The organism is Alloalcanivorax venustensis, from assembly GCF_047495515.1.
Lineage (GTDB): Bacteria > Pseudomonadota > Gammaproteobacteria > Pseudomonadales > Alcanivoracaceae > Alloalcanivorax > Alloalcanivorax venustensis.
Genome location: NZ_CP179934.1, coordinates 2,093,104 through 2,105,945, shown reverse-complemented (window position 1 = coordinate 2,105,945; position 12,842 = coordinate 2,093,104). Strand labels below are relative to the sequence as shown.

Here is a 12,842-nt window from a genome sequence, read left to right as displayed (position 1 = left end):
CCCTATCAGCGGGTAATGCCGCGCTCCGAAGCGCGCAGGGAGTCCACGAACATGGCCAGCTGCGGGCAGGTCGCCACCTGCGGCTCAAGCTCGGCGAGCGCCTGCTCCAGGGTCAGGCCCTGGCGGTAGACGGTCTTGTAGGCGCGCCGCAGGGTGGCCACCACGTCCGCGTCCCAGCCGCGCCGCCGCATGCCCTCGAAGTTCATGCTGCGCGCGCCGGCCGGGTTGCCGCTGACCATTACGAAGGCGGGGATGTCCTTGAGCACCAGGCTGCAACCGGCGGTCATGGCGTAGGAGCCGATGCGGCAGAACTGATGCACGCCGGTCATGCCGCCCAGGATCACACCGTCGCCGATGTGCACGTGGCCGGCGATGCCGGTGGTGTTGGCGAAAATATTGTCGTTGCCGATCATGCAGTCGTGCGCCACATGGACGGTGGCCATCAGCAGGTTGTTGTCGCCGATGCGGGTCAGGCTCTGGTCCTGGACGGTGCCCCGGTGAATGCTGCAATGCTCGCGGATAACGTTGTTGTCGCCGATCTCCAGGCGGGTCGGTTCGCCCTTGTACTTCTTGTCCTGGCAGTCCTCGCCCACGGACGCGAACTGGAAAATGCGGTTGTTCTTGCCGATCACGGTGGGGCCGTTGATCACCACATGCGGTCCGACCACGGTGCCCGCGCCGATGCGCACCCGGGGCCCGATGATGGAGTAAGGACCGACCTGAACGTCGTGGTCCAGCTCCGCCGTCGGATCGATAATGGCTGTGGGATGAATCGCTGCGGGGTGAGTCATTGTTATGCGCTTTTGCCCTGGCGTTTTGGTGTGCTGGAGTATACGCGAGGCCGCCGCCCACGGCGACGGCCCCATCAACGGATCAGCTACGCTGCTCGGCCACCAGCAGGTCGGAAACCGCGACCACTTTACCGTCCACTTCCGCGCGGCAGGAAAACTTGGCGATGTTGCGACGCAGAGTGAGCCACTCCGCGTGCAGCGTGAGCCGGTCACCGGGCACCACCTGGCGCTTGAAGCGCGCCTTGTCGGTGCCCACAAGGAGGTAGATAAAGCCGTCGGAAGGCCTTTTGTTGGCGGTCACGAACCCGAGAATGCCGGCCGCCTGGGCCAGCGCTTCGACGATCAGCACACCGGGCATGATCGGCTCGTCGGGGAAATGACCGTTGAAGAACGGCTCGTTGATGGAAACGTTCTTATAGGCTTCGATACGTTTGCCCGGCTCGACCGAAACCACGCGGTCGACCAGCAAAAAAGGGTAGCGGTGAGGCAGATACTCCCTCACCTCATGGATATCCATCATGATTGTGTTTTCCAAAAGTGACGCTGGCCGCCGCCCGCGGCCGAGCTACTCGGCGTCGCGTTCCAGCTTTAGGACCCGGCGGTAGAGTTCATCCAGATGCCGGAAACGGGCCACGTTCCGGCGATAACGGTCCTGTTTGTCCACCGGCAGGGCCGACCCGTAGGTGCCCGGTTCGGTGATCGAGCGCGACACCAGCGACATGCCGAGAATCTGCACTTTGTCGCAGATTTCCAGATGCCCGGAGATCCCGGCGGCGCCGCCGATCATGCAATAGGCGCCGATCCGGCTGCTGCCGGCGATGCCGACCTTGCCCGCCACCGCGGTGTGATCACCGATCACCACGTTGTGCGCCACCTGAATCTGGTTGTCCAGAATCACGCCGTCGCCAATCACCGTGTCGTCGATCGCACCCCGGTCAACGGTGGTGCCGGCGCCGATTTCAACGTCGGCGCCAATGCGCACCCCACCCACCTGGGCGATTTTGCTCCAGCCGGACGCGGTGGGCGCGAAGCCGAAGCCGTCGGCACCCAGGACGCAATTGGCGTGTATGATAGAGCGCGGTCCGATGTGGACACCATGGTAAATTGTAACATTTGGCCAGATACGGCAGCCGTCGCCCAGGCTGCTGCCGGCGCCCACCACGCTGTTGGCGCCGATCACCACGCCCTCGCCCAGCACCACGCCGGCTTCGATCACCGCGTTGGGCCCCACCGAGGCCGAGGCCGGCACCACCGCGTCCTCGGCGACGCAGGCCGCCGCGTGAACACCGGCCGCCGGCACCGAAGCGGTGTCGAAGAAGTGGCTGGCCTTGGCGTACGCCAGATAGGGATCCTTCACCACCAGCGCCGCCACCGGACAGACGTCCAGCTGGTCGGCGCGCAGCAACACGGCGCCGGCCCGGCTGTTCTCCAGGTGCGCGCGGTAGCGGGGATTGGCGAGAAACGTGAGTTGGCTCGGGCCGGCGGCGCCCAGCGTACCCAGCCCGGTGACCTCGAGGTCGCCGGGTCCGTGCAGCTCGGCGCCCAGTTCCCGGGCGAGAACGTCGAGGCGGACCGTCTTCGGTGCTGTCACAGGCATCCGATTACTTCATCGAATTGAGTTGTTTGGTGACGGCCTCGGTGATGTCCATGTCGGACTTCACGTAGACCACCGCCTGGGCGTTCAGCACCATATCCAGGTTTTCCCGCTCGGCCACGGTTTCCACCGCCTGCTTGAGCTTGGGCTCCATCACCTGAAGGATCTCCTGCTGGCCCTTGTTCAGCTTGCGCTGCGCGGACTGGCGCAGGTTCTGCAACTCAATCATCTTCTGCTGACCCTGGGTCTGCAGCTGTTCGCGCTCGTCCTCGCTCATGGTCATGCCCTCTTTTTCGAGGCGACCGCGCAGGTTCTCCACCTCACCGCCGAGACGGTCGAGACGGTTTTGTTCGTCTTTCAGCGAGGATTCCAGTTTGCCGAAACGGTCCTGGAACTCCTTGGCTTCCTGCAAAGCGCCGATCGGGTCAACCACCCCGGTACGGCCTTCGGCCTGGGCGAAAAGCGGCAACATCAGTGCAACGGCAAGCAAATATTTTTTCATAATTAACTCCTAGAAAGTTTGCCCCAGGGAGAACTGGAATACTTCCGTGTCATCACCGGATTCATCGTTGATCGGTGTGGCCAGGTTGAAGCTGAGCGGACCGATGGCGGTCAGCCAGCTCAAACCGATGCCCACCGAGGAACGCAGTTCGGTGGCGTCGAAGTCCTGCATGATATCCTGTTGCCGGGTTTCGAACACGTTACCGGCGTCCACGAACAGGAAGGTTCGGATGCTGCGCGATTCCGGCGCGAACGGCGTCGGGAAAATCAGCTCGATGCTGGCTTCGGTGAGCAGGTTACCACCGATCGGATCGGGATCGGGGTCGGCCACCGACGAATCGGCGTAGAACAACGCCGGCGAGCGCGGGCCCAGCGAGCGGGATTCAAAGCCGCGCACCGAACCGATACCGCCGGAATAGTAGTTCTCGAAGAACGGCAGGCCGTTGTCGTCGCCGTAACCGTCGCCGTAGCCCACTTCACCGCGCGCCCGCAGTGTCCAGTTACGGGTGATCGGGAAATATTTCTCACCGTCCCAGCTGGCCTTGTAGAACAGGTAATCGGAACCCGGCACCGCCGCTTCCAGATTGAAGGTGCTGGCCCAGCCCCGGTCCGGCAGGATGCCCCGGTTCAGGGTGCTGGTGCGCAATGACGCGTTGAACTTGAACTCGTCGAACTCTTCCCCTTCGCGCTGCAGGAAGTCGTCAATGGCGACGGCGATGTAGTCACCGCTCTGCACGTCGGTGCGCTCGAAGGTGCCGCCGAAGCTGAGACGGGAGTATTCGGAGATCGGATAACCGAAGGTCACCGAGCCGCCGGAACGGTCGGCGGCGTAGGAGGAAATCCGTGTTTCATCGAAATCGATTTCCGAATGGAACAGGCTGAAGCCGCGGCTCACGCCGTCCAGCGTGTAGTACGGGTTGTAGTGCGAGAAGCTGTAGGAGTCGCGGATCGCACTGCGGCTCAGGGAGAACGACACCCGGTTACCGGTGCCCCGGAAATTGTTCTGGCTGACGTTGGCGCCGAAGATGGCGCCGGAGGCGTCGGAGTAGCCCACATTGGCGCCGATGGAGCCGGAGGGCTGCTCTTCCACTTCGTATTCCACGTCGACCAGGTCCTCGGAGTCGGGGACCCGCTCGGTGTCCGCCTGCACGGAGCTGAAGTAGCCGAGACGCTGCAGGCGCTCGCGGGACAGGTCGATCAGCGAGGTGTTGGCCGGCGCGTCCTCGAACTGACGCATTTCACGACGCAGCACTTCGTCTTCGGTCTTGGCGTTGCCGACGAAGCTCAGGCGGCGCACGTAAACACGGCGGCCCGGGTCGACGAAGAAGGTCACGTCCACGGTGTTGCCGTCGCCGGTTTCCTGCTCCACGCCGCGCACTTCGGCGAAGGTGTAGCCCTCGTTGCCGAGACGGCGCTTGATCAGGTCACTGGTGTAGGTCACCAGCTGCTGGCTGAACACCTGGCCTTCCTGCAGCACCAGCAGGGGGGTCAGCTCGCTTTCATCCACCACCAGGTCGCCGGACAGCTTGACGTCGTTGACGCGGAACTGGTCGCCCTCGGCCACGTTGACGGTGATCAGCACCCGCTCCCGGTCCGGGGTCACCGACACCTGGGTGGATTCGATCGAGAAGTTGATATAGCCGCGGTCCAGGTAATAGGAACGCAGGCGTTCCAGATCACCGGCCAGACGCTGGCGGGAATACTTGTCGTCGCCCTTGATGAACGACCAGAAGTGCGAGGAACTGAGCTCGAAGTCTTCCAGCAACTCTTCGTCACTGAACACGGTGTTGCCGACCACGTTGATGTCGCTGATGCGCGCGGCCTTGCCTTCGTAAATCTGGATGTCCAGCGCCACCCGATTACGCGGCAGCGGCACCACCTCGGTGCTGATGTCGGCGCCGTAGCGGCCCTGGGCGATGTACTGGCGCTCCAGCTCCCCGGAGATCGCCTCCAGCGTGGAGCGCTGGAACACTTCGCCCTCCGCCAGGCCCGCCTGGGTGAGGCCCTGGCGCAGGTCCTCTTCCTCGATCTGCTTGTTACCGTCCAGATCGATGCGCGCGATGCTGGGGCGCTCGGCCACCACCACCACCAGCTCGTCGCCGTCGCGGCCGAGCTGTACGTCTTCGTAGTCGCCGGTGGCGAACAGCCGCTTGACCGCCTGCACCACGTCGTTCCGGTTGACGGTGTCACCGGGCTGGATCGGCAGCTCCGCGTACACGCGCTCCACCGGGATGCGCTGCAGCCCCTCGACGCGGATATCGCGCACCTGGAAGGGCAAGGCGCCACCGCCGCTTTGCGCGCCGACGGTCACCGGCGAGAAGATAAGAACCAGGGCCAGGGCCCCGCTGAGCAGGGTTTTAGTGGTGTTTCCGAAATTCATGAAAACTGTCGCACCAGGTCGTTATAGATGGCCAACAACATGAAACTGACCACCAGCGTCAGACCCACACCCTGAGCGGCGATAATAAACCGCTCGGGCAGGCTGCGCCCGCGAATCATTTCAATGATGCCGAAGAGAATCCAGCCGCCGTCCAGCATCGGTATCGGCAGCAGGTTGATGACCCCCAGAGTAATGCTCAGGTAAGCCAACAGCATAAGAAAACTGGCGACGCCCAGGGCGGCGCTGTCGCCCGCCACCTGGGCGATGGTCACCGGTCCGCCGAGACTGTCCAGCGGCAGATGCCCGGTGGCCAGCTTCGCTACGCTGGTAATGATCACGTTGACCTGCTGGCCGAAACGGTCGCCGGCGGCGCCCACCGCGGCCAGCGGGTTATAGGTGTGCTCCACCAGGCCGCCGGAGCCCACCCCCAGTTGACCCACGGTGACGCCGTCCTGTTCCACCGGTTGCGGGTAAAGGGTGAGATCGACGATGCGGCCGTCGCGCAGCACCCGCGCCGGCAGCGCCTCGCCGGGGCTGGCGCGCAACTGCTCGCTCCAGCCGCCCCAGCCGGTGACCGGCTCGCCGGCGGTGGACAGTACCAGATCGCCGGGGCGAATGCCGGATTGCACCGCGCCGCTGTTCTCGGCCACCTGACCGATCAGCACCGCCGGACGCAGCCCCAGCACGGTGAGCGGTGATTGCTCGGGGTCTTCGGACCAGGCGGCCAGCGGCAGGCGGCGTTCGGCGGTGTCGCCGCCGGACTGGCGCACCCGCACGTTGACCGGCTCGTCCTCGCCCAGGTAAAGCACCAGCTCACTGACCGCGTCCTGCCAGCCTTCCACCGGCTTGCCGTTGACCGCCAGCCACTGATCGCCGGGCTGGAAGCCGGCTTCGGCGGCCGGCGAGTCCGGCGCCGGCACCCCGACCACCGCCAGGGCGTCGCGCTGGCCGACGCTCATCATCAGCAGCCAGTAAATAATAAAGGCGAGAATAAAGTTGAACACCGGACCGGCGGCATAGGTGATCACCCGCTGCCAGGCCGGCTTGCCGGAAAACTCCTCGTCCATGTTGGCGTCCGGCGGCATTTCCGAATCGCGGCGGTCCAGCGGTTTGACGAAGCCGCCCAGGGGAATCGCGCTGATCACCCAGTCGGTGCCTTTTTTGTCGGTGAAGCGGGCGATGCGCGGGCCGAAGCCCACGGAGAAGGTAAGCACGCGGATGCCGAACGCCCGCATGGCCAGGAAGTGCCCCCACTCATGGAAGGCCACTATGACCACAATGGTGACTATAAAGGCCAGCACCGTCAGCATGCCCACTCCCTAATCAGCGACCGCGCCAGATCTCTGGCACGGGCATCCACGTCCATCACCGCGTCCACGTCGGCGCACCGCGAGGACGGCGTACGTTGCAGGGTTTCCTCCACCACGGCGCCGATGGCGTTAAAGCCCAGCCGGCGATCCAGAAACGCGGCCACCGCCTCCTCGTTGGCGGCGTTGAGCACCGCGGTGGCGGCGCCGCCCTCCTCCATCGCCTGCCGGGCCAGGCCCAGGCAGGGGAAGGCGTCGTTGTCCGGCGCCTGGAAATCCAGGCTCGAAAGGGTCGCGAAATCAAGACGCGACGCCCCGGACTCGATGCGCTCCGGCCAGGACAGCGCGCAGGCGATCGGGGTGCGCATATCCGGCGTGCCCATCTGCGCCAGCACCGAACCGTCCAGATACTCGACCATGGAATGCACCACGCTCTGCGGGTGAATCACCACTTCAATGCGTTGCGGCGCCACATCGAACAGCCAGCACGCTTCAATATACTCCAGCCCCTTGTTCATCAGGGTGGCGGAATCGACGGAGATCTTCGGCCCCATGTCCCAGTTGGGGTGGCACACCGCCTGCTCCGGCGTCACCGCGGTGAGCTGCTCCCGGGTCCAGCCCCGGAACGGGCCGCCGGAGGCGGTCAACAGCAGGCGCCGCACGCCCGGGCCGACGCCTTCCGCCGGCAGGCACTGGAAAATGGCGTTGTGCTCCGAATCCACCGGCAGCAGCGTGGCGCCATGGCGCTTGACCGCCTCCATGAACAGGGCGCCGGTGACCACCAGAGTCTCTTTATTGGCGAGCAGTATCTTCTTGCCCGCTTCCACCGCCGCCAGGGTCGGCCGCACACCGGCGGCGCCGACGATGGCGGCGACCACGGTGTCCGCCTCCTGCAGGGCGGCCACCTCGGCCACGCCGGCATGGCCGGCCAGGACCTGGGTGTGAGACCCGGCCTCACGGAGATGGTTCCGAAGCGCCTCGGCGGCCTGCTCGTCGGCCAGGGCGGCGAACGGCGGCCGCCAGGTCAGGCAGTGCTCGGCCAGTTCCCGCCAGCGGTGTCCGGCGGTCAGGCCCAGCACCCGGTAACGCTCCGGGTTTCTCGCCAGCACATCCAGCGTCTGCCGGCCGATGCTGCCGGTGGCGCCGAGAATGGTGACCGTTTCCAGACTCCGGTCGGTCATCAAAACGTGCCTCCAGGGAGAGCGAACCAGTTGAGCCCCGCCAGGGCCACCGGCAGGGCCGCCGTGACGCTGTCGATGCGGTCGAGCATGCCGCCGTGGCCCGGCAGCACGGTGCCGCTGTCCTTGATGCCGCGCTGGCGCTTGGCCATGCTCTCGAACAGGTCGCCGAGCACCGACGCCAGCACGGTGAGCAGCGCCACCACCATCAGCGCCGGCAGCGACGCGTCCAGCCAGCCGGTGTAGAACACCGCGGCCACCACCACCAGCGCCAGTGCCACGCCGCCCAGCAGGCCTTCCACGGTCTTGCCGGGGCTCACCGCCGGTGCCAACTTCCGGCGGCCGAAGGCGCGGCCGGCGAAATAGGCGCCGGTGTCCGCCGCCCATACCCAGACCAGCACGAACAGCAGCGCCCAGGGCCCGGCCAGCCCCAGCGCGCCGTTGTCCTGCAGTTCCACCACCGCCATCCAGGCCGGCACCAGCAGCAACCAGCCCACCGGCACCAGCACCGCCGGGCGGAACCAGTGGCTGGCGGTGCGCGGGTAGCCGAGCACCGCCACCAGCGCCAGCAGCCACCACAGCGGCAGCGTGTTGAGCACCCAGGCCGGGCGGAACACTTCGGCCCCCAGCATCAACAGCGCCAGGGACAGGCACCAGAGCAGGCGTGCCGCCGTGGAGAAACGCGCCATCATCGCCGACCATTCCCAGCCGCCGATCAGGAAAAACGCGCCCGCCACCAGGGCGAAGGGGCCCCGCTCCAGGCCGAATACCGCGCCAAGAACGACCGGCAGCAGCGCCAGAGCGGTGATCACCCGCAATTTAAGCATTATTGTTCTCCCTTGAGGCGCTCCACCTCTTCCCCGGAACGACCGAAACGACGCTGGCGGCCGGCGTAATCCGCCAGGGCGGCATCAAAAGCGTCGGCGTCGAAGTCCGGCCACAGCACCGGGGTAAAATAGAATTCACTGTACGCGCTTTGCCATAGCAGGAAGTTACTGAGGCGCTGTTCGCCGCCGGTGCGGATCAGCAGATCCGGCGCCGGCAGGTCCGCCATGCTGACCTCGGCGCCGAGGGCCTGGGCGTCGACCCGCTCCAGGGCCAGCTCGCCGTCGCGCACCCGGCGCGCCAGCTCGGCGGCGGCCTGGGCCAGATCCCACTGGCCCCCGTAATTCACCGCCACCACCACGGTCATTCGCTGGTTGCCGGCGGTGCGCTGCTCGGCGTCGGCCATGCCCCGGCGCAGATCCTCGCCGAACGCGGCGCGCTCGCCGATGAAACGCAGCCGCACGCCGTTTTCCTGCAGCTCGTCCACCCGTTCGCCCAGGGCGCGCACGAACAGACCCATCAGATGGTTCACTTCCTCCGGGGGCCGGCGCCAGTTCTCGGAACTGAAGGCGAACAGGGTGACCACTTCCACGCCGCGCTGGCCGGCCCGGCGGATCACCGTCTGCACCGCGTTTTCACCGGCCCGGTGGCCTTCCACCCCGGGCAGATCACGGCGGCGCGCCCAGCGGTTGTTGCCATCCATAATGATGGCCACATGGCGGGGAACGGCGCCCTGATGGGAGTCGATATCGGGAGCGGAGGAGTCGGCTTTGCTGTCTTCCATAAAAAAACATCGGGCTGCGGTGGGCCCGCATCCCGAATTCACCCGTACAGTGTGTTTGGACAACGGTCGGCGGGCGCCCTTGCGCCCCGCCACTTATACCGTCATCAACTCCTCTTCCTTGGTTTTGAGCATGGCGTCGGCTTCGGCCACGCTTTTATCGGTGAGCTGCTGAATCTGCTCTTCGCCGTGGCGGGCTTCGTCCTCGGAGATTTCCTTCTCCTTGAGCAGGTCTTTCAGGTCGCCGTTGGCGTCACGGCGGATATTGCGGATCGCCACCCGGGCGTGCTCGACTTCAGCGCGCACCACTTTCACCAGGTCCTTGCGGGTTTCCTCGGTGAGCGGCGGCAGCGGCAGTCGGATCACCGTGCCGGCGGTGGAGGGGTTCAGGCCCAGGTCGGAGGTCATGATCGCTTTCTCAACCTCCGGAACCAGGGAGCGGTCGAACGGCGACACCACCAGGGTGCGGCCCTCTTCCACGGAAATGTTGGCCAACTGGCTGAGCGGCGTGGGCGAACCGTAGTAGGCCACGGTCACACCGTCCAGCAGGCTCGGATGCGCCCGTCCGGTGCGCACCCGCTTGAGTGCCACGTCGAGCGATTCCAGACTCTTCTTCATGCGCGACTGGGCGTCCTTCTTGATATCCTCGATCACCTTTATTCCTCGCCTTCTTTGTCAGCCACAACCAGGGTGCCTTCGTTGCCGCCCAGCATCAGGCCGAGCAGCGCGCCCTGCTTGTTCATGTTAAATACCCGCAACGGCATGCCGTGGTCACGGCACAGGCAGATGGCGGTCAGATCCATCACCCCGAGCTTGCGGTCAATCACCTCGTCGTAGGTGAGGTGATCGTACTTCTCCGCCTGGGGGTTCGTCACCGGGTCGTCGTTGTAGACGCCGTCCACCTTGGTGGCCTTGAGCACCACGTCGGCGCTGATCTCGATACCGCGCAGACAGGCCGCGGAATCCGTGGTGAAAAACGGATTGCCGGTGCCGGCGCAGAAAATCACCACTTCGCCGTTCTTCAGGTGCCGGTTGGCGTTGCGGTGGTCATAATGCTCCACGATGCCGCTCATGGGAATGGCCGACATCAGCCGGGTGCGGATATTGGACCGTTCCAGGGCGTCACGCAGCGCCAGGCCGTTCATCACCGTGGCCAGCATGCCCATATGATCGCCCGCCACCCGGTCCAGGCCGGCGGTTTGCAGGGCGGCGCCGCGGAACAGGTTGCCGCCGCCGACCACCAGGCCCACCTGAACGCCGATGCCCACCAGCTGGCCGATTTCCAATGACAGGGTGTCCAGCACCCGCGGGTCGATTCCAAACCCCTCTTCGCCCGCCAGCGCTTCACCGCTCAATTTCAGCAGAATACGGTTGTAGCGCGGCGAGCGCTCCTTGTTCTTGGCCATCTCTTGATCTCCGCCACTCATGAATACCCGCCGTTCATCTCAATCCATTCAGCACACTACCCCGCCGGAGGCAGGATGCAAGTCGAAAAAAACGCCTTGCTGGTCAGGCCAGCAAGGCGTTTTGTGGCTTCCGCACAACCGGCTTTCCCGGAACGGCGCCGGAAGCAGGCGCCACCAGTCGCGTTGGTCGTGCTGCGAAGTGGCTTACCCGGCCAGGCCGTGCCGGCCATCCCTGGCGCCACGCCATCGCATTCGGAAAGCCCGGCCCGGCCATCCCTGGCCGGTCGCTGATCGCGCTGCGAAGCGGTGCTTCGGTCGCGATCAGCCCTTAGCCTGCGCCATGACTTCAGCCGCGAAGTCGACTTCTTCTTTCTCGATGCCTTCGCCGACCACCAGACGCTCAAACGCCAGCACTTCAGCGCCCGCGTCCTTGACCAGCTGACCCACGGTGGTGTTGGGGTCCTTCACGAACGGCTGATCGGTGAGGCTGACTTCCTTCAGGAACTTGTTGATCCGGCCACCGACCATCTTCTCGACGATCTCGGCGGGCTTGCCTTCCATGTCCGGCTGGGCGCGGATGATCTCACGCTCTTTTTCCAGCACGTCCTCGGGCACGTTCTCGGAGTTCACCACCATCGGCGCCACGGCGGCCACGTGCATGCACACGTCCTTGGCCAGCTCCGGCTCGCCGCCGGACAGCGCGGTGAGGACACCGATCTTGCCGCCGTGCACGTAGGAGCCGACCACGCCGTCGGTGGCGTTCAGGCGCACCGCGCGGCGAACCTGGATGTTTTCACCGATTTTCTGAACCAGTGACTCGCGCGCCTGTTCCACGGTGGAGCCGTCTTCCAGGCTCAGCGCCACGATCTTGGCGGCGTCCACTTCGTCCGCGTCCAGGGCGGCCTGGGCCACCTTGTTGGCGAAGCCCAGGAAGTTGTCATCACGGGCCACGAAGTCGGTTTCGGAGTTGATCTCCACCATCACCGCGCGCTTGCGGTCTTCGGTGGTAGCCACCATCACCACGCCTTCGGCGGCGGTGCGGCCGGCTTTCTTGGCGGCTTTCGCCTGGCCGGATTTGCGCAGATCGTCGATCGCGCGCTCAATGTCACCCTCAGCGGCGACCAGGGCCTTCTTGCACTCCATCATGCCGAGACCGGTGCGCTCGCGGAGCTCTTTAACCATTGAAGCAGTTACAGCAGCCATGCTTACCTCTTTAAATCTTTGAATCGGGGAACAACCCCCGGTGTCGGGGCGGGCCACGCCCGCCCCGGCGTCATCAACCCTCGGCTTTCTCGCCTTCGGCGTCCTCGACTTCAACGAACTCGCTGTCGCCGCCGGACTGGGTCTGGGCGTACTCACGGCCTTCCATAATCGCGTCAGCGGCCGCTTTCACGTACAGCTGGATGGCGCGGATGGCGTCGTCGTTGCCCGGGATCACGTAGTCCACTTCGTCCGGGTTGGAGTTGGTGTCGACCACGGCAACCACCGGAATACCCAGCTTGCGGGCTTCCTGGACGGCAATGTCCTCGTGATCCACGTCCACCACGAACAGAGCGTCCGGCAGACCGCCCATGTCCTTGATGCCGCCGATGGAGCGTTCCAGCTTCTCCATCTCGCGCTGACGCATCAGGTGCTCTTTCTTGGTCAGCTTGCCGAGGGTGCCGTCCTGCTCCTGGGCTTCCAGGTCGCGCAGACGCTTGATGGACTGGCGGATGGTCTTCCAGTTGGTGAGCATGCCGCCCAGCCAACGGTGATCCACGTACGGCATGCCGCAACGCTTGGCTTCTTCACGGACCGCGTTCTGAGCGGCGCGCTTGGTGCCGACGAACAGGATCTTGTTGTTGCTGGCCGCCAGCTTGTTCAGGAACGACAGCGCGTCGTTGAACAGAGGCAGGGTGGTTTCCAGGTTGATGATGTGAATCTTGTTACGGGCGCCGAAGATGAAGGGCTTCATCTTGGGGTTCCAGTAACGGGTCTGGTGGCCGAAATGGACACCGGCTTTCAACATATCGCGCATCGTTACGCTGGACATGGTCTTTCTCCAATTGGGTTAGGCCTCCACGATTCCCGCATGACCCA

At 65.0% G+C, this 12,842-nt stretch carries 13 protein-coding genes; all 13 read right to left on the bottom strand.

Annotated features, from left to right (window positions below; genetic code table 11):
* Window positions 1–5: 5 nt before the first annotated feature.
* On the bottom strand, window positions 6–791 hold the full coding sequence (lpxA, locus tag ACMG4O_RS09905) for an acyl-ACP--UDP-N-acetylglucosamine O-acyltransferase (protein WP_194856451.1): 786 nt from the start codon (window positions 789–791) through the stop codon (window positions 6–8).
* A gap of 82 nt (window positions 792–873) precedes the next feature.
* On the bottom strand, window positions 874–1,311 hold the full coding sequence (gene fabZ, locus ACMG4O_RS09900) for a 3-hydroxyacyl-ACP dehydratase FabZ (RefSeq protein WP_142949943.1): 438 nt from the start codon (window positions 1,309–1,311) through the stop codon (window positions 874–876).
* Between the two features lie 45 nt (window positions 1,312–1,356).
* A complete protein-coding gene (gene lpxD / locus ACMG4O_RS09895; RefSeq protein ID WP_414433725.1) occupies window positions 1,357–2,388 on the bottom strand; it encodes a UDP-3-O-(3-hydroxymyristoyl)glucosamine N-acyltransferase in 1,032 nt (343 codons plus the stop codon).
* A gap of 4 nt (window positions 2,389–2,392) precedes the next feature.
* Complete coding sequence (locus ACMG4O_RS09890) at window positions 2,393–2,887, bottom strand: OmpH family outer membrane protein (RefSeq protein ID WP_142949945.1); 495 nt, start codon at window positions 2,885–2,887, stop codon at window positions 2,393–2,395.
* Window positions 2,888–2,896: 9 nt separating this feature from the next.
* On the bottom strand, window positions 2,897–5,266 hold the full coding sequence (gene bamA, locus ACMG4O_RS09885; RefSeq protein ID WP_142949946.1) for an outer membrane protein assembly factor BamA: 2,370 nt from the start codon (window positions 5,264–5,266) through the stop codon (window positions 2,897–2,899).
* Window positions 5,263–6,576, bottom strand: coding sequence for an RIP metalloprotease RseP (rseP, locus tag ACMG4O_RS09880; RefSeq protein ID WP_414433724.1), 1,314 nt, complete (start codon window positions 6,574–6,576; stop codon window positions 5,263–5,265). The genes bamA and rseP overlap by 4 nt, the downstream gene beginning before the upstream one ends.
* Window positions 6,570–7,754 (bottom strand): 1-deoxy-D-xylulose-5-phosphate reductoisomerase, encoded by a 1,185-nt coding sequence (ispC, locus tag ACMG4O_RS09875; RefSeq protein WP_414433723.1) that lies wholly within the window; start codon window positions 7,752–7,754, stop codon window positions 6,570–6,572. Before ispC ends, rseP begins: the two co-directional genes overlap by 7 nt.
* Window positions 7,754–8,578: a phosphatidate cytidylyltransferase gene (locus tag ACMG4O_RS09870; RefSeq protein ID WP_142949949.1), complete on the bottom strand. Its 825-nt coding sequence runs from the start codon at window positions 8,576–8,578 to the stop codon at window positions 7,754–7,756. Before ACMG4O_RS09870 ends, ispC begins: the two co-directional genes overlap by 1 nt.
* Window positions 8,578–9,360 carry a polyprenyl diphosphate synthase gene (gene uppS, locus ACMG4O_RS09865; protein WP_335628487.1) on the bottom strand — a complete coding sequence of 261 codons (783 nt, stop codon included), beginning with the start codon at window positions 9,358–9,360 and terminating at the stop codon, window positions 8,578–8,580. Before uppS ends, ACMG4O_RS09870 begins: the two co-directional genes overlap by 1 nt.
* 93 nt (window positions 9,361–9,453) lie before the next feature.
* The gene (frr, locus tag ACMG4O_RS09860) at window positions 9,454–10,011 is read right to left on the bottom strand and encodes a ribosome recycling factor (protein ID WP_194856458.1); all 558 of its coding nucleotides are present in this window, start codon (window positions 10,009–10,011) and stop codon (window positions 9,454–9,456) included.
* Between the two features lie 2 nt (window positions 10,012–10,013).
* Window positions 10,014–10,763: a UMP kinase gene (gene pyrH / locus ACMG4O_RS09855; RefSeq protein ID WP_185956966.1), complete on the bottom strand. Its 750-nt coding sequence runs from the start codon at window positions 10,761–10,763 to the stop codon at window positions 10,014–10,016.
* Between the two features lie 321 nt (window positions 10,764–11,084).
* Window positions 11,085–11,966: a translation elongation factor Ts gene (gene tsf, locus ACMG4O_RS09850; RefSeq protein ID WP_194856459.1), complete on the bottom strand. Its 882-nt coding sequence runs from the start codon at window positions 11,964–11,966 to the stop codon at window positions 11,085–11,087.
* Window positions 11,967–12,039: 73 nt separating this feature from the next.
* The gene (rpsB, locus tag ACMG4O_RS09845) at window positions 12,040–12,795 is read right to left on the bottom strand and encodes a 30S ribosomal protein S2 (protein ID WP_142949953.1); all 756 of its coding nucleotides are present in this window, start codon (window positions 12,793–12,795) and stop codon (window positions 12,040–12,042) included.
* Window positions 12,796–12,842 lie beyond the last annotated feature (47 nt).

Bases quoted from the DNA above. Each gene is read 5' to 3' on its own strand.
- lpxA (WP_194856451.1), bottom strand. From the start codon at position 791: ATGACTCACCCCGCAGCGATTCATCCCACAGCCATTATCGATCCGACG.
- fabZ (WP_142949943.1), bottom strand. From the start codon at position 1,311: ATGATGGATATCCATGAGGTGAGGGAGTATCTGCCTCACCGCTACCCT.
- lpxD (WP_414433725.1), bottom strand. From the start codon at position 2,388: ATGCCTGTGACAGCACCGAAGACGGTCCGCCTCGACGTTCTCGCCCGG.
- ACMG4O_RS09890 (WP_142949945.1), bottom strand. From the start codon at position 2,887: ATGAAAAAATATTTGCTTGCCGTTGCACTGATGTTGCCGCTTTTCGCC.
- bamA (WP_142949946.1), bottom strand. From the start codon at position 5,266: ATGAATTTCGGAAACACCACTAAAACCCTGCTCAGCGGGGCCCTGGCC.
- rseP (WP_414433724.1), bottom strand. From the start codon at position 6,576: ATGCTGACGGTGCTGGCCTTTATAGTCACCATTGTGGTCATAGTGGCC.
- ispC (WP_414433723.1), bottom strand. From the start codon at position 7,754: ATGACCGACCGGAGTCTGGAAACGGTCACCATTCTCGGCGCCACCGGC.
- ACMG4O_RS09870 (WP_142949949.1), bottom strand. From the start codon at position 8,578: ATGCTTAAATTGCGGGTGATCACCGCTCTGGCGCTGCTGCCGGTCGTT.
- uppS (WP_335628487.1), bottom strand. From the start codon at position 9,360: ATGGAAGACAGCAAAGCCGACTCCTCCGCTCCCGATATCGACTCCCAT.
- pyrH (WP_185956966.1), bottom strand. From the start codon at position 10,763: ATGGCCAAGAACAAGGAGCGCTCGCCGCGCTACAACCGTATTCTGCTG.
- tsf (WP_194856459.1), bottom strand. From the start codon at position 11,966: ATGGCTGCTGTAACTGCTTCAATGGTTAAAGAGCTCCGCGAGCGCACC.
- rpsB (WP_142949953.1), bottom strand. From the start codon at position 12,795: ATGTCCAGCGTAACGATGCGCGATATGTTGAAAGCCGGTGTCCATTTC.